The 25,811-nt window shown below is 37.8% G+C and carries 30 protein-coding genes and 1 pseudogene; 2 read left to right on the top strand and 29 right to left on the bottom strand.

What is annotated here, in order from left to right:
• Window positions 1-55 precede the first annotated feature (55 nt).
• Window positions 56-1,078: an AraC family transcriptional regulator gene (locus tag J663_RS11850; protein WP_033849885.1), complete on the bottom strand. Its 1,023-nt coding sequence runs from the start codon at window positions 1,076-1,078 to the stop codon at window positions 56-58.
• A 121-nt stretch (window positions 1,079-1,199) separates the two neighbouring features.
• On the opposite strand from J663_RS11850, the gene J663_RS11845 reads away from it, so the two are divergent.
• Both J663_RS11845 and J663_RS11840 read left to right on the top strand, forming a co-directional pair.
• A complete protein-coding gene (locus J663_RS11845; RefSeq protein ID WP_081404719.1) occupies window positions 1,200-2,747 on the top strand; it encodes a flavin-containing monooxygenase in 1,548 nt (515 codons plus the stop codon).
• A 46-nt stretch (window positions 2,748-2,793) separates the two neighbouring features.
• Window positions 2,794-3,705: a lysine exporter LysO family protein gene (locus J663_RS11840; RefSeq protein ID WP_033849882.1), complete on the top strand. Its 912-nt coding sequence runs from the start codon at window positions 2,794-2,796 to the stop codon at window positions 3,703-3,705.
• Here J663_RS11840 and pyrF read toward each other — a convergent pair.
• The 28 genes and pseudogenes from pyrF to J663_RS11700 form a co-directional block, all read right to left on the bottom strand.
• Entirely contained in the window at window positions 3,702-4,400 is a 699-nt protein-coding gene (gene pyrF / locus J663_RS11835; RefSeq protein ID WP_033849880.1) for an orotidine-5'-phosphate decarboxylase, read from the bottom strand. The genes J663_RS11840 and pyrF overlap by 4 nt on opposite strands.
• A gap of 176 nt (window positions 4,401-4,576) precedes the next feature.
• On the bottom strand, window positions 4,577-4,942 hold the full coding sequence (locus J663_RS11830) for a lipopolysaccharide assembly protein LapA domain-containing protein (RefSeq protein ID WP_033849878.1): 366 nt from the start codon (window positions 4,940-4,942) through the stop codon (window positions 4,577-4,579).
• A gap of 25 nt (window positions 4,943-4,967) precedes the next feature.
• Window positions 4,968-5,270 carry an integration host factor subunit beta gene (locus J663_RS11825; RefSeq protein ID WP_002121337.1) on the bottom strand — a complete coding sequence of 101 codons (303 nt, stop codon included), beginning with the start codon at window positions 5,268-5,270 and terminating at the stop codon, window positions 4,968-4,970.
• 156 nt (window positions 5,271-5,426) lie between these two features.
• Window positions 5,427-7,099 (bottom strand): annotated as a pseudogene (gene rpsA / locus J663_RS11820) (30S ribosomal protein S1).
• A gap of 111 nt (window positions 7,100-7,210) precedes the next feature.
• Window positions 7,211-7,891, bottom strand: coding sequence for a (d)CMP kinase (gene cmk, locus J663_RS11815; protein ID WP_033849875.1), 681 nt, complete (start codon window positions 7,889-7,891; stop codon window positions 7,211-7,213).
• 10 nt (window positions 7,892-7,901) lie between these two features.
• On the bottom strand, window positions 7,902-8,342 hold the full coding sequence (locus J663_RS11810) for an SRPBCC family protein (protein ID WP_032007239.1): 441 nt from the start codon (window positions 8,340-8,342) through the stop codon (window positions 7,902-7,904).
• A gap of 70 nt (window positions 8,343-8,412) precedes the next feature.
• Entirely contained in the window at window positions 8,413-8,916 is a 504-nt protein-coding gene (tadA, locus tag J663_RS11805) for a tRNA adenosine(34) deaminase TadA (protein WP_033849873.1), read from the bottom strand.
• Window positions 8,917-8,921: 5 nt separating this feature from the next.
• Entirely contained in the window at window positions 8,922-10,046 is a 1,125-nt protein-coding gene (locus J663_RS11800) for an enoyl-CoA hydratase/isomerase family protein (protein ID WP_081404718.1), read from the bottom strand.
• Entirely contained in the window at window positions 10,043-10,756 is a 714-nt protein-coding gene (ung, locus tag J663_RS11795; protein ID WP_017399503.1) for a uracil-DNA glycosylase, read from the bottom strand. Before ung ends, J663_RS11800 begins: the two co-directional genes overlap by 4 nt.
• 53 nt (window positions 10,757-10,809) lie before the next feature.
• A complete protein-coding gene (locus J663_RS11790) occupies window positions 10,810-11,406 on the bottom strand; it encodes a 6-pyruvoyl trahydropterin synthase family protein (protein WP_002121363.1) in 597 nt (198 codons plus the stop codon).
• Between the two features lie 228 nt (window positions 11,407-11,634).
• On the bottom strand, window positions 11,635-12,594 hold the full coding sequence (gspK, locus tag J663_RS11785; protein WP_033849870.1) for a type II secretion system minor pseudopilin GspK: 960 nt from the start codon (window positions 12,592-12,594) through the stop codon (window positions 11,635-11,637).
• On the bottom strand, window positions 12,595-13,350 hold the full coding sequence (gene gspJ / locus J663_RS11780; protein ID WP_033849868.1) for a type II secretion system minor pseudopilin GspJ: 756 nt from the start codon (window positions 13,348-13,350) through the stop codon (window positions 12,595-12,597).
• Window positions 13,350-13,730 (bottom strand): type II secretion system minor pseudopilin GspI, encoded by a 381-nt coding sequence (gspI, locus tag J663_RS11775; protein WP_002121425.1) that lies wholly within the window; start codon window positions 13,728-13,730, stop codon window positions 13,350-13,352. The genes gspJ and gspI overlap by 1 nt, the downstream gene beginning before the upstream one ends.
• Window positions 13,720-14,274 carry a type II secretion system protein gene (locus tag J663_RS11770; RefSeq protein WP_002121405.1) on the bottom strand — a complete coding sequence of 185 codons (555 nt, stop codon included), beginning with the start codon at window positions 14,272-14,274 and terminating at the stop codon, window positions 13,720-13,722. The genes gspI and J663_RS11770 overlap by 11 nt, the downstream gene beginning before the upstream one ends.
• Window positions 14,275-14,280: 6 nt before the next feature.
• Window positions 14,281-14,889 carry a TetR/AcrR family transcriptional regulator gene (locus tag J663_RS11765; protein WP_005069536.1) on the bottom strand — a complete coding sequence of 203 codons (609 nt, stop codon included), beginning with the start codon at window positions 14,887-14,889 and terminating at the stop codon, window positions 14,281-14,283.
• 36 nt (window positions 14,890-14,925) lie between these two features.
• The gene (locus J663_RS11760) at window positions 14,926-15,699 is read right to left on the bottom strand and encodes a TatD family hydrolase (RefSeq protein ID WP_033849867.1); all 774 of its coding nucleotides are present in this window, start codon (window positions 15,697-15,699) and stop codon (window positions 14,926-14,928) included.
• A gap of 17 nt (window positions 15,700-15,716) precedes the next feature.
• Complete coding sequence (locus J663_RS11755; RefSeq protein WP_002121335.1) at window positions 15,717-16,058, bottom strand: PilZ domain-containing protein; 342 nt, start codon at window positions 16,056-16,058, stop codon at window positions 15,717-15,719.
• Window positions 16,059-16,068: 10 nt separating this feature from the next.
• Complete coding sequence (locus J663_RS11750) at window positions 16,069-17,049, bottom strand: hypothetical protein (protein WP_033849866.1); 981 nt, start codon at window positions 17,047-17,049, stop codon at window positions 16,069-16,071.
• A gap of 13 nt (window positions 17,050-17,062) precedes the next feature.
• The gene (gene kdsB, locus J663_RS11745) at window positions 17,063-17,824 is read right to left on the bottom strand and encodes a 3-deoxy-manno-octulosonate cytidylyltransferase (protein WP_033849864.1); all 762 of its coding nucleotides are present in this window, start codon (window positions 17,822-17,824) and stop codon (window positions 17,063-17,065) included.
• 9 nt (window positions 17,825-17,833) lie between these two features.
• Entirely contained in the window at window positions 17,834-18,844 is a 1,011-nt protein-coding gene (gene lpxK, locus J663_RS11740) for a tetraacyldisaccharide 4'-kinase (RefSeq protein ID WP_033849862.1), read from the bottom strand.
• Between the two features lie 2 nt (window positions 18,845-18,846).
• Window positions 18,847-20,574 (bottom strand): lipid A export permease/ATP-binding protein MsbA, encoded by a 1,728-nt coding sequence (msbA, locus tag J663_RS11735; protein ID WP_033849859.1) that lies wholly within the window; start codon window positions 20,572-20,574, stop codon window positions 18,847-18,849.
• Window positions 20,571-20,999 (bottom strand): ExbD/TolR family protein, encoded by a 429-nt coding sequence (locus tag J663_RS11730; RefSeq protein WP_033849858.1) that lies wholly within the window; start codon window positions 20,997-20,999, stop codon window positions 20,571-20,573. The genes msbA and J663_RS11730 overlap by 4 nt, the downstream gene beginning before the upstream one ends.
• 15 nt (window positions 21,000-21,014) lie before the next feature.
• Entirely contained in the window at window positions 21,015-21,650 is a 636-nt protein-coding gene (locus J663_RS11725; RefSeq protein WP_033849857.1) for a MotA/TolQ/ExbB proton channel family protein, read from the bottom strand.
• Window positions 21,651-21,700: 50 nt separating this feature from the next.
• Window positions 21,701-22,588 (bottom strand): ParB/RepB/Spo0J family partition protein, encoded by an 888-nt coding sequence (locus J663_RS11720; protein WP_032034851.1) that lies wholly within the window; start codon window positions 22,586-22,588, stop codon window positions 21,701-21,703.
• Window positions 22,585-23,367 (bottom strand): ParA family protein, encoded by a 783-nt coding sequence (locus J663_RS11715; RefSeq protein ID WP_002121458.1) that lies wholly within the window; start codon window positions 23,365-23,367, stop codon window positions 22,585-22,587. Before J663_RS11715 ends, J663_RS11720 begins: the two co-directional genes overlap by 4 nt.
• 21 nt (window positions 23,368-23,388) lie before the next feature.
• Window positions 23,389-24,021 carry a 16S rRNA (guanine(527)-N(7))-methyltransferase RsmG gene (gene rsmG, locus J663_RS11710; RefSeq protein WP_002121443.1) on the bottom strand — a complete coding sequence of 211 codons (633 nt, stop codon included), beginning with the start codon at window positions 24,019-24,021 and terminating at the stop codon, window positions 23,389-23,391.
• 87 nt (window positions 24,022-24,108) lie between these two features.
• Window positions 24,109-24,798, bottom strand: a complete 690-nt coding sequence (gene murU, locus J663_RS11705) for an N-acetylmuramate alpha-1-phosphate uridylyltransferase MurU (protein ID WP_002121402.1) — start codon at window positions 24,796-24,798, stop codon at window positions 24,109-24,111.
• Entirely contained in the window at window positions 24,798-25,811 is a 1,014-nt protein-coding gene (locus tag J663_RS11700) for an aminoglycoside phosphotransferase family protein (protein WP_017482278.1), read from the bottom strand. Before J663_RS11700 ends, murU begins: the two co-directional genes overlap by 1 nt.

Here is a 25,811-nt window from a genome sequence, read left to right as displayed (position 1 = left end):
TGATGAGAGTATAGCGAACATTTTGTTCAACCACATTAGCTTTTAGCATCAAGAGTTACGACGATGACTCTTTTGCATATTGTCGAGGACTCTGTCCAAACCATCGTTTAAATGCATGATTAAATGCCGCTGGTTCAGAATAGCCGAGTAATTCGGCAACAACTTCTATTGAGTATTCCCTATATTCCATAAGCTTCAATGCCTTATTCTTGATAATTTGTTCACGAATTTGCTTATAACTCGTATTTAGCTGTTGCAGTTGATGCCTTAATGTCCTTTCAGGCATTTTCAATGCAAAAGCCGTTTCCGCCATGCTCGGGATAATTCCTTGTTGCAGTTCAAGATAATCTTGCACACATTGTATGATATGTGGAGTTTGATGATCTTGTTGATTTAATCTTGTTATTTCTGCAATACATTTTGATTCATAAATACGATGTGTAATGATATCTGCAGAAGGAATCTTGATTTCAAGTACATCCTTACTTAGGCTAAATGCCGCATATTTACCATTAAAATGCACATCTTCGCCATAATATGCAAAATAGCATGACAAAGTATCTATATCAGTAGGCTTTTCAAATGGAAGTTCTATACGCATCGCAGGCATTTGCAATCCCATCATCGTATAAATATCTTGAATAAACTTATAAGTTCCTGAGACTTCACATTGTGCCCGTAACTGCCCAATTTCCGTTTTTAAATCAACAGGCAAATAATTTAAAATGGTCCGCTCATCAGTTTCGTATAAAGCTAAACTACCAAATAAATGCGTAAGCTTTTGATATTTTATACCCTTATTTAAAGCAGTTTGAATATCATTACTTGTGACAAGTAGCATAAGCAATGGGCCGTAACCGGCTAAAGCATAATGCTGTCCAATAAATAAACCCTTTTCAGGCTCTACATTTTTACTAATTATTTGTTGAATGTCCCATTCAAGGCGATCATGAATTGTAGAACTCGGGTCTAAAGCATCAACTTTAATACCTATATCAGCCAAACGTGAGTCGACATCAATGCCAGCATTGCGCATTCCTTGAATTAAATAGATTAAACCAAGTATCGACCGTTTCATTCTTCTATCAATTTCCCTAGACTGAAATGTTTTACTATAAAGAAGCAAGAAAATTAATTGCCGAATCTATCAATTTTCACGTCGTTACAATCATGTTTAAACTGATTAAAAAACGCTAGTCTTGCGAGCAATCCTCTTTTCAGCTTATGCAGGGTTTCCAATGCTAAACACAAAGCAAGATGCTATTCAAAAAACTAAAATCGCTATTATTGGTGCTGGCTTTGGTGGCCTAGCAATGGCAATCCGTTTACTACAAAATCAACAGCAAGATTTTGTTATTTTAGAAAAATCAAACGATGTCGGCGGAACTTGGCGAGAAAATCGTTATCCAGGTGCAGCATGTGATGTTCAATCTCATATGTATTCATTATCTTTTGCACCAAAAACAGATTGGACAAAACGCTATGCTGAGGGGCCAGAGATCTTTAATTATATTCAAGACATTACACAGAAATATAAAATTAAAGATTACTGCAAGTTTAACCATGACGTAACTCATGTCGAATATGATGAAACACGTCATGTGTGGATTCTAGATTTTAAGAACCAACCTTCTATAGAAGCGCAATTTGTAGTTTTTGCATCAGGCCCCCTACACATCCCACAAATTCCTCCTATCAAGGGGATAGAGAAATTCAAAGGAAAAGTATTTCATTCCTCAAAATGGGAACATGACTATGACTTAAACGGAAAGTCAGTTGCATCTATTGGTACAGGTGGTAGCGCAATTCAATATATTCCTGAAATAGCCAAAGATGTTAAACAGCTCTATGTATTTCAAAGAACAGCTGCATGGGTAATACCACGAGATGAGCGTAAATATTCAAGCTTAAGTAAAGCATTATTCAAATCTTCTAATATTTATCGCCAGCTTCATCGTAGTCGACTTTACTGGAGTAATGAATCTCGCGTTGTACCCATTGTTCAACCTCAAATCATGAAGTATGGCCAAAAATTGGCAGAAGCATTCATACGTTTTCAAGTTAAAGATAAAGAGTTAGCAAAAAAACTTACACCTGATTTCGTTATGGGATGTAAACGTATTCTTATCTCAAATAAATACTTTCCTACTTTTAACCGAAAAAATGTTGAGCTAGTAACTGATAGTATTCAAGAGATTAAAGAAAACAGTATTGTTACCAAAGATGGACAAGAACGACCTATTGATTGTTTAATTTACGGTACAGGTTTTATTACTGACCCACGTATTTATTTAAAACATTTCACATGTATCGGACGTAATCAAATCGAGTTAAAACAAGCATGGAAAGATGGTGCTGAAAGCTATTACGGAATTATGACCAAAAATTTTCCCAACCTATTTCAATTGGTAGGTCCTAATACAGTTCTAGGTCATAATTCGATTATTTTTATGATTGAATCTCAAGTAAATTACATTTTACAGCTTATTCAGTTAGTAGAAGAGTCTGGTCAAAAAGCAATTGAGATCAAACCAGATGTTCAAGATGCTTTTAACGAACGTGTTCAAAAGCAGCTTCAAGGAACTGTATGGCAAGCTGGTGGGTGTAGTAGCTGGTATCAATCTGCCGATGGTAGAAACTTTTCACTATGGCCAACTTACACATGGAAGTATTGGTTAGAAACTCGTAAAGTTAAGCCCAATGACTACTTACTTTTAAATAAAAGCTCACAGAGCTATGCAGCTTAAAATGTTCAAGACATAATAGGTAGGTTAATAACAATCTACCTATTATATGCAATCTTTTTATCTCATTATTCAAATCTTTTTAGCACTTGCTTCCGGTTATTTCCTAGCACCCAAACTATCTCTAAATATCCGACACTTTATATTTAAAATACTGCCCTATTTTTCTTATATTCTCTTAGCGAGTGTCGCTTTGGAATTAACCTTGGCACTTGATCAAATCGAGAATCCTTCTGCCATACTTCCACCCGCTATTATCATTGCTCTTACAACATCTTTTGGTTCGTTCTTTACGTGTTTATTGGCTTATACAATTTTTGATAAACAAAGCGTCAAAGGAAAAATCTCCCTACAACTTTTTGTAAATGCTTTAAAGAATATTGCGAAGGCTTTTTTTGCATTAGGTGTCGGTGTTTTATTCGGCGCTATCATTACTCAATACACCTCACATATCGCATTTAATAGCTGGTATTTATTATTACTTTTTATTTTCTTAATTGGTATTGAACTTGCCTTTACCCACTTTAACCGCACTTGGTTAAGCTGGAAGATTTTAATTGTACCGTTAGCTGCTTTTATAGGGTCATGTATAGCGGGCTTTTTGAATTACTATTTACTTCACAAACATTTTACACTTAATGAAACTTTAGCTTTAGCACAAGGTTATGGCTGGGATTCAATGTCAGGGATTTTATTTACACAATTACACTCGGCAGAACTAGGTGGAATTGCCTTATTAACTGACTTATTTAGGGAAATCGTTGCTATTTTTCTAATGTATACGATGGGATGGCGTTTTCCACGCCCTGCTATCTCAAGCGCTGGAGCAACCTCAATGGACGTTACCTTAGCCATGGTAAAACAGTCATGCGGTACACATTATGTACCACATGCCATGATGAGCGGCTTATTATTAAGCCTACTCGCGCCGTTATTAATTAGCTTATTTCTAAATTTTTAGGCAATTGAAGCCAGAATAGATTTCAACATTTCTGTTGGGTTTTCTGCTTTAGTAATCGGTCGACCAATAACCAGATGTGTGGAACCATCAAGCATAGCTTGCTTCGGAGTTACAATACGTTTTTGGTCGTCTGCATTAGAACCCTCTGGACGAATACCAGGTGTTACTAAAGAGAAGTCTTGCCCAATTAATTCACGAAGAATCTTAGCTTCCTGAGCTAAACAAACTACCCCATCCAAGCCACTTTCCTGAGTTAATTTAGCTAAGCGCTTTACATGTTCAACAGGTTCAACATCTAGACCAATATCTCTTAGATCTTCACGGCCCATTGATGTGAGTACTGTCACAGCAATAAGTTGGGTTTGATAGTTACCTACTTTTAAACGCTCCACACAGGTTTCCATCATTTTACGTCCACCTGAAGCATGAACATTTACCATCCATACTCCTAAATCAGCTGCTGCACATACTGCTTGGGCTGTAGTATTAGGAATATCATGAAATTTAAGATCAAGAAAAACTTCAAAATTTTGTTCTTGCAGTTTTTTTACAACAGATGGGCCTTCATGAGTAAAAAGCTCTTTACCCACTTTTACACGACATAAAGCAGGATCAAGCTGTTCAACAATTTTTAAAGCGTCATATTGGCTTTTTGCATCTAACGCAACAATGATACTCAAGAGACTTTCTTCCATCATATAAAATCAGCGTTATTATAATAGACAACTCATGAAGGAATAAAGGAATGTAGAGAGCTGCTTTCTAAAATTAAAGCGATAAGAACAAAAGCGTTTATATTTAGAAGAATAAAAGAAGAGATAAAACTAGAGAGATACTACTCCTTACTCATTAATAAAGAGTAGTATGGGGATTATAGCGGAGTAGAGTTTTTATCTTGCGGATAAATATCTACAACGGTTTTTTCATGTCTTACATTCGCAGCTGCTTCAGCTGCCGCTAATTGAGCACTTTGGATTTGTTCTTTTCTCAAATGGTCAATATCTTTACGCAGGCGCTTAATTTCCCAACTTTTTTGGAATACTCTGAAAACTTGCACACCTAATAAAAGACCAACCACAGTTCCTAGTACTAATGTGAGTAGCAATAATAAGCCTAAACGCATAGCTGGAACTTGGGTAAATAACAAATCAACAGAAAGTTCTGTTGGATTCTGCAAAACAAGTGCTAAAGAATAGCCAAATACAACAATAAGCAATGCAATTAAAATATAACGCATAGGCACCCCGACTTATAAATTTTATTTATTTCCCAGATTCGTTTACTGCATCTCGAAGGGCTTTTCCGGGTTTAAAATGTGGAACAGCTTTAGCTGCAACTTCAACTGATTTTCCTGTTTTAGGATTGCGACCAACTCTTGGATCACGGTGGTGTAAAGCAAAGCTACCAAAACCACGGATTTCAATTCGATTATCAGTTGATAGTGCTTCTATCATCTGATCAATCATAATTTTAACCGCCTCTTCCACCAAAGGTTCAGCTAAGTGTGGGTTTTTTAGCGCAATGCGTTCAATCAAATCAGACTTATTAAGAGCTTCAGTAGTCATCTACGACCTCGTTATTTATTGCTACTCTATGTCGTTCGATAATAACCTGTTTAAATACAAAACGGTAGCGCAGTATGTTGAATACTAGGCTACCGTTTACAGTAATTTGTATAAAAAGTACAATTCCGTTACATGAAACTGTACTTTGTTAACTTATTACTTCATTTGTGCTTTGATCAAGTCACCAATAGTCTTAGGACCATTGTCTTGACTTGTAGTTGCTGTACGCAAGCTAGCAACTGCTTCTTTCTCTTCAGCTTCGTCTTTCGCTTTGATAGACAAGTTGATAGAGCGAGATTTACGATCAACGTTGATGATCTTCGCTTCAACTTCTTGACCAACTTCTAAGAATTTAGTCGCATCTTCTACGCGGTCACGGTTGATTTCAGAAGCTTTAAGAGTTGCTTCAACTTCGTCAGCTAACTTAACAGTTGCGCCACGAGCATCAACTGCAGTTACAGTACCTTTAACTAAAGCACCACGTTCGTTAGCAGCTAAGAAGTCATTAAACGGATCGCTGTTCAATTGCTTGATACCAAGGCTGATACGGTTACCTTCAGCGTCTACAGACAAGATAACAGCTTCAACAGTGTCACCTTTCTTGTAACGACGAATAGCTTCTTCACCTTGCTCGTTCCAAGAAATATCAGACAAGTGTACTAAACCGTCGATACCACCGTTCAAGCCAATGAAGATACCAAAGTCAGTGATAGACTTGATAGTACCAGATACTTTTTCGCCTTTCTCATGAGCTTTAGCAAACTCTTCCCATGGGTTAGCACGAGTTTGTTTGATACCAAGACTAATACGACGACGTTCTTCATCAACTTCAAGAACCATAACATCAACTTCATCACCAATCTGAACAACTTTAGATGGGTGGATGTTTTTGTTAGTGTGGTCCATTTCAGAAACGTGAACTAAACCTTCAACGCCTTCAGCGATTTCAGCGAAACAACCGTAGTCAGTTAAGTTAGTTACGCGAGCTTTAACGATAGAACCTTTAGGGTAACGGCTCATGATCGCTAACCATGGATCTTCGCCTAATTGTTTAAGGCCTAAAGATACGCGGTTACGTTCACGGTCAAATTTAAGTACTTTAACAGTAACTTCTTGACCAACTTCAACAACTTCTGAAGGGTGCTTGATCCGCTCCAAGCCATATCTGTGATATGTAGAAGACCATCAATACCGCCAAGATCAACGAATGCACCGTAATCAGTAAGGTTTTTGATTGTACCTGTAACTGTTTGACCTTCTTCAAGTTGAGCAAGTAATGCTTCACGGTCAGCAGAAGATTCAGCTTCCATAACAGCACGACGAGATACAACAACGTTATTACGTTTAGCATCAAGTTTGATTACTTTGAACTCTAACTCTTTACCTTCAAGGTGAGTAGTGTCACGGATAGGACGAGTGTCAACTAATGAACCTGGTAAGAATGCACGAACAGGACCGATGTCAACAGTGAAACCGCCTTTAACTTTACCAGAGATAACACCAGTAACGATTTCGCCATCTTCAAAGATTTTTTCAAGTTTAGTCCAAGTTTCAGCACGCTTAGCTTTTTCACGTGATAAAACTGTTTGACCCATACCGTTGTCAAGAGCTTCAACAACTACGTCAACAGTATCACCAACCTGAACTTCAAGTTCACGTTGTTCATTTAAAAATTCAGCACGGTCAACAATGCCTTCAGACTTTAGGCCAGTGTCAACAGTTACCCAGTCGCTATCGATGTTTACAACAACACCTTGGATGACTGCACCCTTTTCAACGTTGAGGTTTAATTCACTTTCTTCAAAGAGGGCTGCAAAAGATTCGGTCATGATATACCTGATAAATTCAGCGGTCTTGGATCAGACAAGGCCGGTTTAGTTAAGTATCAACATAGTCTTTATAGACTGATCAAGCTATGCTTCAACTGATAATTCTATTTACTAAATAGTACGGCTATCGACATAATCAACCATTAACTTAAATACCTGATCGATCGTTAATTCCGAACTATCAATGATATAAGCATCTTTGGCTGGCTTGAGCGGAGCAACTTCTCGCTCCATATCTCTTTTGTCTCGTGCCTGTATATTAGCTAAAATGTCGTTTATTTTAGCATCTAGCCCCATACCCTGCAACTGTTTTACTCTTCGCTCAGCGCGCGACTCAGCCGAAGCTGTCAGATAAATTTTGGCATTAGCTTCCGGAAAAATAGATGTTGCCATATCACGGCCATCTGCAACTAAACCAGGGCTTTGCGCAAAAGCTCTTTGTCTTTCAAATAGTGCCTGTCTAAGCTCTGGAACCACTGCAACTTTTGATGCGTACTCACCAACTCGTTCTGTACGGATTGTTTGAGATACATCTTCACCATCCAAGAAGACCAAAATCCCTGAGGTAGACGTTTCAAATTTAATGTCCAGTTGACTTGCATATTGGATGCATTCATCAAGCTGACTATCTAATTTCTCTAATAAATCGTGTTTATGTAATGACAACCCTAATAAACGATATAAGGCACCCGAATCGAGTAAATGATATTGATAATGTGCTGCAAGTTTTGCAGCCAATGTTCCTTTACCCGAACCACTCGGACCATCAATAGTAATAATTTGAACTGTCATTGAACTCTCACTAAGAAGCAAATGCTTTAGCTAATCTCGAAAAGCCTAGTGTAATGGCTAGTTTTAGCTGTGCAAGGATTAATTTACTTACCACTGGCGCTTTTGCCGTTAACTCGATGCGGTATGTAACTAATGTAATGTATGGGGTAATCTCAGAAAACTCGATTCTGCCTAAATGGTGTTTAATCAAAGGATTGTCTATTAATTTATACTCAATACTTTTATTTTCTTCCAACAATGTAATTTCTTCTTTAAGTGGCTTAATTGGACCAAATCCCATACGTCGAATTGAGCCTAAACCATCAGGTCTTTTAGAATCTGCGGAGTCTTTAACACGTACAACTTGTAAAGGGGCAAAAGCAGTATTGTAAGTTGAATGCTTAGAGAGCAAGTTAAATACATCAGTAAGAGGAGCATTAAATTCTTTTTTTACGGTAATTACATTACGCATTGGATCGTCCTTATTACATGGAATCATGGTATTAAAACCGCATTAGTTTGCCATAAGAGTAAGTTGATTTTTAATCATTTAAGGACGTTTTTTGTTGTTTCTCTTGTTTCTTCTGCTCACGTCTTTGTTTAAAAAAATGGCTAAGTTGTTGAGCACATTTTTCTTGTAGACAGCCATTCTGAAATGTAAACCTATGATTATAATAGCCTTGCTGTAATAACTGACGTGCACTCACCAAAGAACCTGCTTTAGGTTCTGGTGTACCAAAAACCACATGTTTAATTCTTGCATGTACGAGTGCACCTACACACATAGTACATGGCTCAAGAGTGACATATAAAGTTGTGTCTTCAGGTAATCGATAGTTTTCTAGAGAGGAACACGCTGCACGGATAGCTTGAATTTCTGCATGTGCAGTTGGATCTAATAAAGTAATTGGAGCATTATAACCAGATCCAATTACTCGATTTTGGCTCACCAGAACCGCTCCAACAGGGATCTCCCCCTGCTGAGCAGCTAATTCAGCTTGCTCGTAAGCAAGCTGCATCCAGTATTCATCACTATAGTCAGTCATTTATTTTAGGTGATCACACCGTGTTGTCTAAGTAAGGCATTCCAGCTATCAATTGAGGTTACTGGTGGACAATCAGCCAATATACCTCTCAAGCTTAGATCGTCACATGGTTTCCACTCAGGTGATAAATCCTTATCAACCAAGCGTGCGCGAACACCTTCCACAAAGTCAGGATGACGTATTTTCCACTCAGAAATCTGAGCCTCTAGATCAAAGACTTCATCCCATGAGTGGATTTGTTTACCCCATTGCCACAGTAACCAAGTAATTGCCGCGGTACTAGGAGATCCTTTTTGCAAATTCTCACTCGCTTGGCGTAACCAATCACTGCTCGCATCACGCAAGCTAACAATAGCTTGATAGTCTTGTTCAAAATTAAAACCACGACAAACACTATGAATTACATCAAGTGAGTTCTGCAATGGGCCTGCCGCAACAGGACGGTGCAAGCTATTTAAAGTATCATCAATTGCTCGGAAATCCCCTGCAGGATAATGAGCCCAATTAATATTTAAGACTTTTTGCAGAACATTATCACGCTGTGCTTCACAAATATGTGTTGCCCAACCGATGCTATATGCTCCAGCAGCAGTCATGATTGAACCAGTTAAACCCGTAAACAAACCAATTGGACCACGATCTGCCAAGAAACGGCTCGCACCAACGTCAGGATATAAACCAATATTAATTTCAGGCATTGCTAAACGTGAATACGGCGTCACTAGACGGAATGGTGCAGCCATAAACAAGCCTAAACCACCACCCATCACATAACCTTCACCCCAGACCACAACCGGTTTAGCATAGTTATGTAAAAGTAGATCTAAAGCATATTCCTGCTGAAAGAACTTATTTGCAGAATCTACTTCTTGATTTATAACAAGTTGGCGTAATTTTCTAACATCACCACCTGCACAAAAAGCTTTTGGTGTAGTTGAGTCTAACCAAATTGCTTTAACTTGTTCATCGTCACGGAAATCTTCAAATACACGCAATAATGCCGTTACGATTGATTCGTCTAAAGCATGTAACGATTTAGGACGATTCAAACGTACTATACGCCAGCCGTTTTTTGCTTCTTCAACCACCAAGTCCGGGTGATAGTTATTTACATTGGGAGAGTTCATCATGCGTCCAATTGCCAGTCTATGGGCTCAATGCCATGTTGTTTCAAATATTGATTTGTTTTTGAAAACACTTTGCATCCAAAAAAACCCCCTCTATTTGCAGCAAGAGGTGATGGATGTGCGGCTGTTAAAACCAAGTGTTTATCTCTATTTATACGTTGTCCTTTGCGCTGTGCATAAGCACCCCACAAAATAAATACTATATGTTGTCTCTGTTCATTTAGAACATCGATAACTTCATCAGTAAAGGCTTCCCAACCCTGCTTTTGATGTGAAGTCGGCTGTCCAGCCTCAACCGTAAGCACACTATTGAGTAAAAGCACGCCTTGTTTAGCCCATTTTGTTAAGTCACCATGGCGAGGAGCCGGAATACCCAAATCTGTATGTAATTCATGAAAAATATTGCGCAAAGATGGTGGTAATGCAATACCTTTTTGAACAGAGAAACTTAATCCATTCGCTTGGTTTGGCCCGTGATATGGGTCTTGCCCTAAAATCACAACTTTCACATCAGCTAGTGGTGTGGTATTTAAAGCATTAAAGATCTGTTTACTAGGCGGATATATTATTTTCTGAGCTTGTTTCTGTTGAAATAAGAAATCGCGCAAACTATCCATCTGAGGACTTAATAGAAAAGGTGCTAAAGATCTTTTCCAACTTTCTTCTAATTGAACTTTACTGAGTTTATCTTGCTGTTGCTCAGTTAATTGCATTAATGTCATCCTAGATCAATTTTCAATTCTACAAATAAAATAAGTAATTCGATTTATACTTCGACTTGCAAATCAACTTGAGGATTATTAAATTTAATCCCTTTTTTCAAGTCTTCATACATTTGTGGATTTGCCCACTCTATCTGAATTTGTTCTGAAAAAACAATTCCATCAAGACTTAAAATACCCATTTGTTCGTTTTGAATATCTTCAATAAAGCTTTGAGCATATCCAGTATCAGTCTCATGAACAATAACAGAATATACTTCAACATCACCTTCCCCATTTTGAGTGACTGTTGATTGTAAAACTTGCTGAGCTAGATAAAAGAAAATACGTGAAAACTGTTCAGCCGACGGTGAAACAGGTAAAGAAATCCAACGAGCACTAAAAGTCTGACATGCATCAATATATTGAGAATCATCTTTTTCCCAAAAACAGATTGCGTGATCAAAGCTGTCGAATAGGTCTTTTATTACTCCTTTTAGGAGTCCAAAATCATAAACCATTTGCCCATGATCTAATTTCGAAGCTTTAAGCAATAACTCAACTTTATAGCTATGTCCATGAATTGATCGCTTACAACGATCCGATGTACAGTTACGTACAACATGTGCATTTTCAAACTTAAATAACTTACGAATTAACATGTGCCAAATCGATCATTCCTTCTAAGAACATTATTATAAAGCAAAAGACGAAAATTTCGCACCACTTTTCAATTAGAAACAATTAGCAAAAAGTATGATAAGACTTATGAAGAAACATTGGAGATACACATATAGAAAGTTTATATTTACTTTAACGCTTAACCTGAGAAAAATTTATAATTACAAACTTCAAAAAACATCCAAAGCAAATAAATCATAAATTTTCAATTAGTTAAATGGTGCCATATTTCTAGAATATACATAAATCTGCTTATCACTCCGCATCAAGGCACTTGTAAACTGTCTTTTTCTATTATTCAACACAACCTCAATTTGTGCTTGAAAAAAGTTCGACTTCACATCTAAAAGGCTACTAACTTCAGTTTTCTTTTGTGGATCAACTGTTGAAAAAGCATTCAATTGCCATAATTCATCAATATTTTGAAAGAACTTTAAATTCTGTTGGCGTAATTGAAGTTCTTTTTCTATAGTCCCTAAATCTAATTTTTGATCAATACTCGCTAATACTAATGGTGCTGCGGTATTAATATTCACTTTTGTATTTTCAGGTAATGCAGAAATGTATGGTGCAATTAAATCATATTTCTTACCTTCAAAACCTCTTACCAATTTCAACTCTTCTATACGATGAAATTTAGCATTTGAAACTAAATAACCAGGATCAAGACCTTCATAATAATTACTTTCTGCCCCCATAGGTCCAGATGGTTCATCATCTGGGTCTTGCCAATCAATAACTGCTTGACTTAACTCTGCTGGCAATCCTACACGCACAAGCAATCGCTCAAACCAATTTTTAGCAGCTTCGTTTACCTTGCCTTCATTGGTCGTTAAATTGTTTAGATTAAATTTTCCTGACTCATCTAGTAAACGCCCCGATACAGCTCCATCTTCTATTGGAAAAGGTGGCATTGGCTGCGCCCAGCTTTCCTTTAAATGATCGATACCACCAGCATTATTTGCATCTTGAATTAATAATTCTGAAAAAAAAGCTTCTGCACTTTTTGCATAAAGTAATGACTGATTTTGACGCATCAAATAACCCGTATTTTCCATTGTATTAGTTTGATGCTTTGCAATAGAGGCAGCTAAAATTGTAGCCAAAGCAACCATTATCAAAATTGTGAGTAACGCTACACCTTGCTGATTTTTTTTATGCAGTAACACTTATTGCACTCCTTGTTTGGAGAGCGATAAGTCGCCTTGGTTTAAGCTATAAATCCACTCATAACTTACACCTGCAACCGTAAGTTGCATTTTTATTCCTTTTGGCAACTTCCTAAACTCATCAGGTTTTGTGGGATCAATATTAACTTCTGGCCACTTTGTCACTTCTTGAGGTGTCAACACCATAATTTGAAATTGTTCAACTTGGCTCAACAGCGTACTGGATAAAGGTTGCTCTCTATTTGAAGTATTTAAGTTACTATATTTAAGACGATAAAGCTTTTTTTGATCAGGATCATATCGATATTCGATACGCTCAAAAGGTGATAATCCTTGCTTTAATGGATCAGTAACACCCGCCTTACTAAAGCGAAGAACTTGATTATCAACTTCTAAAGCTGGACGTAATTGCCCGCCTTGATTGGCTGATAAAGGTATAATTTGCAATGTATCACGCAAAACTTGTTGATAAGCATCTTGTAATTCAAATAGCTGCACTTCATGTTGAGTATTACGATCGCGAACTTTTAATAAATAGTCAAAAACCTTCCAACCCAACAAAGATAAAATAGCAAAAATTGCAATTGAAACTAAAAGCTCAACTAAAGTAAATCCTGAGCGAGGATTAACAAAGCGAAGCTTTGTCTGAGCGCAAGACGAAGAGCTTTGCTCGGAGTAACCCCTCATCATCTGCTCCGATCGTACCGCAAGACGTGAAGCGGTGCTTGGATAGCGAAAACATTTATTCTTTATCATTATTTTGCTTTCATTGGATAATTAAAAAACACCAAGTGAGTAATACCATTTTGAACTTTGCCCTTATCAGAATCATATAAGCTAATTTGCAAATCAACTTTCTGAACATTCGGGCTAATTGTAGATTGTGCAGATTTGTCAATCTGCCATGTTTCGCCTTGAGAAGTAACTTGCTTACTTTGAGTACCTTCAAGCCATTCCTGATTTATCTCCATTAAAGCAATTTCATTCATTGCTACAAACTGAGCTTTGGTTCTAAGAATTGCATTTGAGGTAGATTGAGTATATTGCATGGCTACTTTAGTTAACGCGACAGCCGCTACTGCAAAAATTGCTAAAGCAACCATTACTTCTAATAGAGTAAAGCCTTTAGATTTCATTTATTTTACCCAAATGATCAATTTGTATTTCTGAACCAATTGGTTTTTGTTCAAAGTAAAACTGTATTTTCACAGTTTTAGCTTCACCGTTACCGAACCAGATTAACTGGGGAGCCTGCCCTCCAATTAGATCGGTATTCGTAGCTTTTGAATAGTTTTGCTCATCTAAAGGTTGTATTGTAAACGATACATGTTTAGGCAACTGGCGTGTATTAAACTCAGAATATTTCTGCCAGCGATTTTTTAAATCTTGGACCTGTAATTTACTCTGGTCGTGATACTCATACAATTCATAAGAAAATGGTGAAACATCTGTTTCACTGAGAGTAGATAAAGCTAAAACACGAGACTGATCAAGCGACTCTTTACCAATCTTATGCATATCAAGCAAAAATAACTCTCTTGCTTGCATCGCTTTCTTTTGGTCAACCCCACCTATGTTGAGTACAACTAGAGAGGTCATAATCGTCATAATAACAATCACCACCATCACTTCTATGAGAGTAAAACCTTTTTGGGATTTAAGTGGTGATTGAGATTTCATATCGACCTAAGCATATTGCTCAACAGCTTGTTTAGGTAAGGCTAAAGCCTGATCAATATAAGCCACTCTTAAAGTGTCTCTTGAACCTAAATATCGTTGATAAAAACTTGAATTGAGAATAGCTGCCGCACCATGAGTTAATGACCAAATAGAAGCAAGATAATCTCGTGTAGGCATACTGCTTTGAATAGATTCTAAGTAGTGGTCTGTCATGCGAATGATAATTCGCAATCTCTGTTTACGCACCTGATAAAGTTCGTGAAAAAGATGATGTACGCCTTGAGCAGTGATTGAGAGTTTTTCCTCAATTTGATGGAATAAAACTGTTCGCTCAGGATGATGTAAATGATGCAACATGAAAAAGGCTAAATGTTCCGGAAAGGCTTTTTCAGTATCTTGAACCATTTCAAGTAACATACGCTCATTACGAATGATCAACAGCATGTACAACTCATCTTTACTTTGAAAGTGTTTGTACAAAGTTCCTTTTGCTAGATCAAGCTCAGCAGCCAAGACATCAAGTGTCATTCCGGCTTCGCCATTTTCTAGCAATAATTGTTCCGCAACCTGAAATATTAATACTTCTCTTGCTCGGAACTGAGCCTGACGATCCATCTTCACGCAATTACTCTCTTATATAGTTTCTATAACCTAAATCGCTTTTAGCAAGTTCTCAAAATTTTGTGAGGTGATCATTGCAATTTCCTCAACCGATTTATCATATACATCACTGAGCGCTTTGGCTACATAAGGCACATATTTTGGTTCATTTGTTTTACCACGATATGGGACAGGTGCTAAATACGGGCTATCTGTTTCAATTAAAAGGCGATCTAGTGGGACCTGTTTAGCTACATCGCGCAAATCCTGTGCATTCTTAAATGACACAATACCGGAAAAAGAAATGTAATAACCACAATCAAGCACAGCTTTAGCAGTTTCCCAATCTTCAGTAAAACAATGCAGAATCCCACGTGTTGAGTGTTCAGCACGTATAATATCTACCGTATCATGCTTTGCTGATCGGGTATGAACGACAACTGGTTTTTTTACAATTTTTGAAGCTTGGATATGTCTTGCAAAACATGCTTTTTGCTCTTCAATAAAATCTGTACTGTGATAATAGTCCAGTCCAGTTTCACCTAAAGCCCATACTTTTTCTGATTGAGCCAATTCAACAAAATTTTCAGTTGTTGCAGGAGCCATTGTGTCCACATCCTCACAAGGGTGTACACCTACCGTATAACCAACATCTGCATGTTTCTTTGCAATCTCAGATAGTGCAATATGGTCATCGAGATCAACGGAAATTGCCATAAACTTAGACACTCCTTCTGCTCGCGCCGCTGCAAGCGCAAGGTCCAGATCACCGTTATAAGGCGTTAAATCTAACATCGTTAAATGGCAATGCGTATCAACAAACACTTTTCTTTCCTATTTAATTACATCGTATAACTTGGACGATCTAGAGACATACTACCAGCCAAAACTCGTTCTGCCTCAGTTTTATAGTAAATTCCCTTATCTCCGCTTAACTGAATAGCAAAACCTTGAGGTTTAAATCCACTTTGCTTATGGGAGATCCAGATTACCTTACCTGTTAGAGGAATTTTTTGAGACTGCTCAGGCAAAGTCGCTAAAATGAAAATTTCTTGTCCCATCTTTACCTTTTGTTTTGATGGTACGAATAGGCCTCCACCTTGCACATATCCCATATAGCTTGCTTGCAAAGTAGCTTTATCAGGAATATTTACCTGAATAATCCCCCCCATCTGCGGCTGCATAGTTTTCCCCTTAAATATTCATTAACGTTATAAATAATTGATCAATAATAAGTTGGCTTTGTACATTTTGTTCAACAAGCTTTTTTGCTTGCTGTAATTCACTATAAATATTAAATAAGCTTTCTAAATCATAATATGGGCTTAACTGATCAAAATCTAAATCAGTATTTTTCTGTGGTTGGTTTAGCTTGACATAAATTAAATCACCCAACAAGTATTCAAAAAGCATTATAAAATCATTAAAACTTAATTCCTTTTGCCATTTGCCTGAGAAAAATAAAGGCATATTTTTTTGAGCAACAATTTTAAGCCAATCATTTAAGAAAACTTGCCTTTTCGCAAACCAGTCACTTTGAGCAATTTCTATTGCTTGTAAAGGCATATCATTAGATAAGCCAAGCAGTAAATCAGGCTGCACTTCCGCAAGTTCAGATGAATGCTCATTCAAATAAGAAGTAGCTTGCTCATATGAAATACGATCTAAAGCGAAATGTTGCAATCGGCTACGAATAGTGGCCGGTAATTTAAGATAGTGATCAGCTAATAAAATTAAAACAACACGCTCGCCTGGTTCTTCTAAAGTCTTTAGCAAAGCATTTGAAGATGCCAAATTAAGTGCTTCTGCAGGCTCAATCACAATAACGCGCCAACCTTCTCCCGTTTGTTGTACGAAAGGTAGTAAGTCACGGATCTTTTCTATTTTAATTTTTGCATTCTGTTTTTTATTTTCTTCATCCGTTGTGATATGAACATAATTGGGATGAGTGTCTGATTTTAACCATTGACAACTACTACATTCACCACAAGGGCCCTGCGGCTGCTTATTTAAACAAAGTACCCATGCCAAAAACTGCTTAGCAAAAGCATGTTTTCCACAACCTTGCCTGCCGTAAAATAAGAGACCATGTCCAATATTGGGAAACCTTGTTGTCAAGGTGTCCCATGTTGTTTGCTGCCAAGGATAAACCTTTGAAGTTACATTCGGATTCATTAAAAATTAACGCTTATTCAAAAGATTCAACAGGCATACTATTTAAGCGATCAAGATCAGCTTGAGTATCCACACCTGGTGGCAAATTGGCTTCGGCTACAGCAATTGCAATTTGATGACCATTTTCCAAAACACGTAGTTGTTCAAGGCTCTCTAACTTTTCAAGCTTCCCCATATCCCATGTTACGTATTCTTGTAATAAGTTCACTCGATAAGCATATAAACCTAAATGACGAAATGCTTGTGAATGTAAAGTCGGTTCATCATGCTTAGCCCCATCTCGATCATAAGGAATGGTAGCCCGGCTAAAATATAAAGCTTCATTTTGTTTAGACATTACTACTTTTACAATACTGTCACGCTGGAACTCATCTAAGGTATGAATCGGCTCACACAACGTAGACATTGAACAATTTGGTTTATCAGCCAAAAGTTCTGCAACTTGCTGAACAAGTTGAGCTGGCAATAAAGGTTCATCACCTTGAACATTTACAATAATATCGTCTGCATCCCAACCCTTAATGCGAGCCACCTCACTTAAACGGTCTGTACCCGAAGGATGATCAGCACTGGTAAGAACTACATCAATTCCATCTGCACGGCAGATCTCAGCAATACGTTCGTCATCTGTTGCCACGCACAAATCATCAAAACCTTCGACTTTTTTTGCCTGATCCACTACACGTAAAATCATAGGACGGTTATGAATAAGCAACAATGGTTTACCTGGCAAACGTGAACTTGAGAAGCGTGCTGGAATGACGATGTGTTTCATTTTTTCTTCCTAAGATAATTGAATATCAAGTTCTTGCAATTGCATTTTTAAAACCTGATAACACTGTGTAGACAGGACAGCTTTAACAGGAACTACCCAAATAGATTGTTTAAATTCAGGATGTTTTTCAAGTAATGGTAATAGTTTAACTGCATCTTTTTCAGTTGTAATAAGTGGCAGCTCGTCATTAAAAATTAAATCATTGATTGTGTAATCATGATGATCGCGAAATGCATGCTCTTGGAATTGCTTCAACCCTAGATCTTTAAGTGTTTGATAAAACCGTTGAGGAAAACCAATACCAACTACAGCATGATAATTATTCTCAAGATTAAAGCTTGTTTTAGAATTAGATAAAGGGTTAAGTAAATATGGCTGTCCTGTCTCGAGATGCATGTTTAATTCTGTATCAGGTTTATGAGTATGCTCAATCACTGTTCCTGTTTCTAAACGCTCAACAGGCTCCCGCAGATAGCCTTCAGGTAATAGTTTTTTATTCCCTAAACCACGATTTTCATCCAGTACAATCCACTCGATCTGTCGATCTAATGCCCAATGCTGCAACCCATCATCACTAATAATCAAATCTATTTCTGATGACTCAAGCAATAACTCTATTGCGGCCTGCCTATTAGGACCTACTGCCATTGGTACACTTGTAGCCTGAACAATTAATGCTGGCTCATCCCCAGCTTGAGCTACTTGGCCGCCCGAGGTAACCAGCATTGGAAAAGGACCATTACCCCCATATCCCCGACTAATTACCCCTACTTTTACATTATGCTGCTTTAGATAATTCACTAGTTGTATGAGCAATGGCGTTTTTCCACTTCCACCTACTGTGATATTACCTATAACCATCACAGGTACGGGCGCTTTATAAATTTGCTTAAAACCTGAATTATAAAGATTACGATTTAGTAAAAACCCAGCCCGATACAAACAAGACAATGGACGTAGAGCAATCAACCAACTCGATTGTTTATTCCATGCATTCTGGATCAGCTGGGCTAATGACATGCTTAGTTATCCTCGAAATTACGCTGATGTAATTGATAATAAGCACCATGTTTTGCAAGAAGTTCTTGGTGGGTACCTTGTTCAACAATTTGCCCTTGATCCATTACTACAATACGATCAGCATTTTCAATTGTTGATAAACGATGAGCAATAACAATTGTAGTGCGGTCTTGCATCGCTTCATCAAATGCTTGCTGAATAAAATGTTCAGATTCATTATCAAGAGCACTTGTAGCTTCATCTAAAATTAATATTGGAGCATTCTTTAAAATTGCTCGAGCAATAGCAATTCGCTGACGCTGACCACCGGATAAGTTTAGGCCCTGTGCCCCTAAAACAGTATCATAACCATTTGGTAAATTCATAATGAAGTCATGTGCATATGCAGCTTTTGCAGCAGCATGAATTTCCTCATCTGAAGCACCTTGCAACTGACCATACGCAATGTTTTCACGAACAGTACGGTTAAATAATACAACTTGCTGATTTACCATTGCGATTTGTGTACGCAGACAAGAAAGTTCAATGTCATTAATTGGCAAACCATCTAAGTAAATTTGCCCACTTGATAGTTCTTGGAAACGAACTAACATATTAACCAATGAACTCTTACCAGCGCCTGAACGACCAACTAACGCTACGGTTTGACCTGGAAGAATATCTAAAGAAAAATCTTTAATAGCCTTCACGCCATCAGCATAATTTAATGCCACATGATCAAAACGAATCGCACCATTTAGTTTAGGTTTCAACTGACCGTTATTTTGCTCTTCAGGTAAATCTAATAGTTCAAAAACAGAATGAGCTGCCGCCAAACCACGTTGTAACTTTTCGTTAACATCAGTCAGATTTTTTACTGGTTTTGCTAATAAACCAGCAGCTGTAATATAGGCTACGAACTCACCCGCACTTGTATTACCTAAAATCTGCGGTCGTAAAGCTAACCATACAATAAGGGCCATCGCACAAGCCATCACTACCTGAACCACCGGGCTATTCAGGTTTTGTACAATTACCATTTTTAAACCACGTTTTAAGTTTTCTTCCGATGACTTATAAAATCGTTCTTGTTCGGACGCTTCACCAGCAAAAGTTTTTACTACAGCATTACCATTGATACTCTCTTGAACAACGTGGTTCACATCACCCATCGTATCTTGAACCTGTAATGAGAGTTTTCGCATACGTTTTGAAGCTTTACGTACCAATACACCAATTAAAGGTAAAAATACAAAAATACATAGAGTAAGACGCCAATTGGTATAGAACAGGTAACCCAATAATCCGAGAGTAATCATCCCATCTCTAACAATGGTTCTTAATGACTCAGAAGAAGCGGCTGTTAGCTGCTCAACGTTATACATAATTTTGGCAGTAATATGGCCAGATGAATTATCTAGATAATATTGTGCCGGTAATCTTAAAAGTTTGGCATAAACTTCTTGGCGAATACTAAAAACCAAACTACGTGAAATTACCGCAGTATAGTACCCTCCCATAAAAAGCCCTAAACCGCGAAAAAAAACCAATAAAATAATTAACAAGGGGAACCAATCCAAATCAGCTCTACTACTACTTTGGATTGCATCAATAATAAATTTAATCAGTTTAGCAACAGAAACTTCTGTTGCTGAGTTAATACCGAACCCGATAAGAACTAATAAGGCCACGCCCCAATAAGGTTTTAAATAGGCTATGAGACGTATATAAACCTTAAAATCTTGATTCACTCAGAAAAACCTCTAGAAGGAACTTTGGTACTAATATTGATGTTAACAAAACCGAGTTGTCCTGCTACATCCATAACGCGAATTACATCCTGATGAGACGCTTTGGCATCCGCAGCAATGATGAACATAAAATCACGGCGCTCTTGAGCAACTTGCTTAATCGCAGTACTCAGATCAGCAACCTCTTTAGACGAAAGTGCCTGACCATTTACAGCATAATGACCAGAAGAGTCTATCACGACTTCAATTTTGTGATCGTACTGTTTTAGTGGAACACCTTGTGCATCTGGTAACGTTAAATTGAGGCGACTTGGCTGATTAAAAGTAGTCGATAGTAATAAAAAAACCAAAATGAACAACAAACAGTCAATCATAGGTGTTAAATTGATATGAATGTCTTCAACCTGAGAACGTTTAAATTTCATCTGGCTATTCACCCATCACCCAACACGACGATGTTCTGCTATAGACGAAGAACGTTTATAGAACAATGAGGCATGAAATAAAGTCGATTGCTGTTCTAACTCCGCAACATAATCTTGCACCACTCTTTGGAAATAGCGATATGCGATTAGAGCTGGAATCGCAATTAACATTCCAACAGCTGTGGTAATAAGTGCTTTAGAGATACCTGGAATCATTAAACTTGGGCTACCAGCCGATCCAAAATCAATCACAAGAAATGATTCAATAATCCCGACTACTGTACCAAGCAGCCCTAATAAAGGTGCCACCGCACTCAAAGTTCCTAAGAAATTAATATTTTTCTCTAAATAAGAAATTTCTTGAGAAGCGGCTACTTCCATTTGTGCACGTGCAAATTGCTCACCATGCTCACGATGATCAAAACCTGCTTTTAAAATGTGAGCCAATGCGCTGTTTTGCACTTCTACATTTTGTTCCAAATTTTCCACAATATCTTCAGTTCTTAACGAACTATCATCAATTAATGCTTTGGGTAGAACTTGTGAACGTCTTAACCGAACAAAACGTTCAATGCTGATCGCAACAGTTAAAATTGAGCATAGAATTAAAGGCAGCATCAACCAGCCACCCGCTCTCACAAGTTCCCACATATCTTCTTCCCCAAGAATATAAAATTAGAAATATATGACCCAAATGCAAATTAATCAGGCAAACAAATATTTAAAATGCCATCTAACTCATCTAAGGTATGGTAATGAATAACAAGCTTACCCTTACCTTTTTGATTATGATCAATTTTCACATTAGCACCAAAACGCTCTGATAATTTTTGTGTCAATTGTTCAATATCTGGTGCTACAGGTGCTTTTTCCTTCTCCTGCTTCGGCTCACTTCTATCACGCACCAATTGCTCTGTTTGACGAACAGATAGTCCTTTTTCAATTACGATTTTAGCAACGTCTAATTGATCTTTACCCTTTAACGTCAAGATAGCTCGAGCATGCCCCATATCAAGCTGGCCTTGCTGCATGAAATCTTTAATTTCATCCGCCAAACTCAACAAACGAAGTAAATTACTTACTGTAGTACGTGCTTTCCCTACTGTGTCAGCAATTTCTTGATGGCTCAAACCGAATTCATCATGAAAACGCTGCAAGGCTATAGCCTGATCAATCGGATTTAAATCTTGACGCTGAATATTCTCAATAAGCGCCAGTGCAATAGCAACCTGATCATTTAAATCACGAACAATTGCAGGAATTTCAGTTAAACCCGCAAGTTGCGCTGCACGCCAGCGTCGTTCACCAGCAATGATTTCGTATGGATGTGATTCATCATCAACTGGACGAATTACAATAGGTTGCATCACTCCATGTTTTTCAATAGAAGATGCTAGCTCTTGCAAATCATGCTCATGAATAAAGCGACGTGGTTGATATTCACCACGTTTCAATAAATTTACATCAATTTGTTTCAACTGCCCGTGGTCAAGTGCCTGTGCTTCCAGCTGTAATTTTTCTTTTTGAATTGAACCAAGTAATGCATCTAAACCACGTCCTTTAGCCAATCCGCGTTTTTTGATGCTCATACTTTACTTCCTTTCTTCACTTTACTTTTCTTCAACATCTCAGCTGCAAGATTTAAGTATGCAACTGCACCTTTAGAACTTTTCTCAAAATAGATAACAGGCAAACCATGCGCCGGCGCTTCTGCTAAGCGAACATTACGTGGAACGACAGTATCATAAAGTTTTTTTCCGAAATACTGTTCTAACTCAGCAGATACATCACGTGTTAAAGCATTTCGTGCATCGTACATTGTACGTAATACACCAATAATCTCTAAATCAGGATTTAATGCCTTTTGAATACGATCTATAGTCTGGGTTAAATCAGCTAAACCTTCTAGCGCATAATATTCGCATTGCATTGGAATGATTACACTATCTACAGCTGCCAAAGCATTAACAGTAATCAAGCTCAAGCTTGGCGCACAATCCACAATGATAAAATCAAATGAGTTTCGGATTTCATTCAAAGCATTTTTTAGAATGAATTCACGGCCCTCTTGTTCTGCAATAGCAAGCTCAACACCAGAAAGTTCACGATTAGACCCTAAAACTTTATATCCGACTTCTGCTTTTTGAATGGCCGTTTCAATTGGTACTTCACCAAGTAGAACATCCGTAATGGAATACAAAAGATCGTTCTTTTGAATACCAGACCCCATCGTAGCATTACCTTGTGAATCCATATCTACAAGTAATACACGTTTCTTTAATACAGCTAGAGACGCTGCAAGATTTACTGCAGTCGTTGTTTTACCAACACCACCCTTTTGGTTTGCAATCGCAATAATTTGAGCCATGGTAACCCTAATACTTTTTATTTAAATACGTTGAAGTAAAAGTAAATGACGTTGTTCATCAAGTCTTGGTACGCGCAGCTCAATCACTTTACATGAAAAGTCCTGCTTAAGTTGCTCAATTTCCTCAACTGGCACAACTCCTTTCATTGCTGCAATTATACTGCTTTGATGCAAGTATGGCTGAGCTGCATCCACAAAATCCGTTAAAGAAGCAAAAGCGCGACTTGTAATCACATCAAATTGACCAAGCTCATCAATTGTATCTTGATTTTCAACACGTGTTTGCACGGCTACTACGTTTTTTAACTTAAGGTCAGCAATAAACTGTTTCAAAAAACGAATTTTCTTACCATTTGAATCAAGTAATACACATGAGCGTTCCGGCTGACATAAAGCAATGATCATGCCCGGCATACCACCACCTGTACCTACATCAAGCAAACGGCCTGTTGGCAAATCTTTCAAAATACTTAGGCTATCTAACAAATGCTTCACTAACATTTCTTTCGGATCACGAATCGCTGTTAGATTATAAGCTTTGTTCCAAAGTACCAAAGCATCTTGATACTTCAACAATAATGTCAAAGCTTCATCGCTAAGCGATAAACCTAATTTTTGACTACCCTGTTGTAACTCTTGAAAAAACGGATGCATAAACAGATAACATCTAAGTAAAATTTAAAACAAAGTATACCCATTTATGCATCGTGGAACACTAGTTAACGATTAGGGATTACACACTTAATCGTAGAAGCCTTCACGAATTTGCAAATCTAGCTCCATTAAACGCTCAGGCGTTCCCACATCTACCCATGCACCTTTAAGCTTTTCACCAGATATTTTCTGATTATGCATCGCTTGCTTCAATAGTGGAGCTAAAGGACGCTTACCCGCTTCCAATCCGTCAAAAAGTTTAGGATGAATAACTGATAGACCACTAAAAGTGAGGTTTTCGCCCGTCACATCTTGATCGAATGTAAAAGCGCGCCCATCCAATAATGTAAAGTCGCCTTCAGGATGCTGTTTAGGATTATCAACCAACACAAGATGTGCCAAATCATCATTTAGCTTAATATGGCGCAGACCTTCAAAATCCATTGTGGTCCATACATCCCCATTCACCAGAATAAAAGGATCTGTTCCAAGCAGTGGCAAAGCATTAATAATTCCACCAGCTGTTTCTAGCCCTTCATCCTCTCGTGTCCAACGGATATCCACACCAAATTGAGAGCCATCACCTAAACTACTGATGAGCTTGTCGGCCAACCATGCAGAATTGATGACTATTTCAGTCACACCAATTTTCTTAAGTTTTTCAATATGCCACACAATCAGGGGTTTACCACCCACCTCAAGCAGAGGCTTTGGTGTATATAGCGTAAGTGGACGCATACGATTGCCCAAGCCAGCAGCAAGAATCATTGCTTTCATTATGCTGCTACCTCATAGCTACCATATTTCTCGATAAATTTAGGCATCACGATATTATTTATAAATGCCATAAACTCTTCAAGCTCAGCGTAACCACGGCTTTCTTCGAGCAAATACCACATGACACGTGGTAAATCCTTCAAATAACCTGACTTACCATCACGTTCAAATAAGCGAACAAAAATGCCTAAAATTTTAATATGGCGTTGGATCGCCATTAAATCTGCATCACGTTTAAATTGATCAAAGCTACGGTTTTGTTTAGTCGACGCTGGCAACAGGTCATAAAACACTTTAAACCATTGATAAACACGATCAGCGTTCCATTGAACATATGCATCACGAGTAATCGAAATTAGGTCATATGTATCAGCGCCAATAACAGCATCTTGGAAGTCGATTACCCCTAATTCTTGCTCATCGGTAATTTTCATCAAATTTCGACTATGAAAATCTCGATGTACAATAACTTGCGGTTGGGCTAATGCAGCATGAGCCAAGAAGTCAAATGCATTATCAATCGTTTTTTTCTGTTCAGCAGTCGGCTGAATAGAAAGCGACGGTAACATCCAGTCTGTGAGTAGATGCATTTCCGACATTAATTTTTCGTAAGAATAAGCTGGGAACTGATTAGTCCCATCAATAGACTGCAATTGAATAAGTTGTTTAAAACTTTGTTCGTAGTATTTATCAACAGTTTCATTAGTTAATAATGTCGACAAAAGCACATCACCAAAATCTTCTAACAATAGAAAACCTTGAGCCAGATCTTTCGCGACGATCTGAGGCACACGTACGCCATGGCTCGCAAAAAACTCGTCAATGGTCACAAACGGAACACAGTCTTCTTTTTCTGGAGGGGCATCCATGAGCATATACGTTTTATTTTGTAACTCGATACGCGCATAACGGCGGAAGCTTGCATCACCTGCTAAAAAAGCGATCTTAAATTGATCATTTTCAAGAACAGATGTAAGCCATGTATATATCAATTGTTCACGTTGTGTATTCAT

Origin of the sequence: Acinetobacter sp. 826659, assembly GCF_000588515.1 — a bacterium.
GTDB lineage: Bacteria > Pseudomonadota > Gammaproteobacteria > Pseudomonadales > Moraxellaceae > Acinetobacter > Acinetobacter pittii.
The sequence above is the reverse complement of the archived record's forward strand: the minus strand, read 5'-3'. Positions and strand labels throughout refer to the sequence as shown.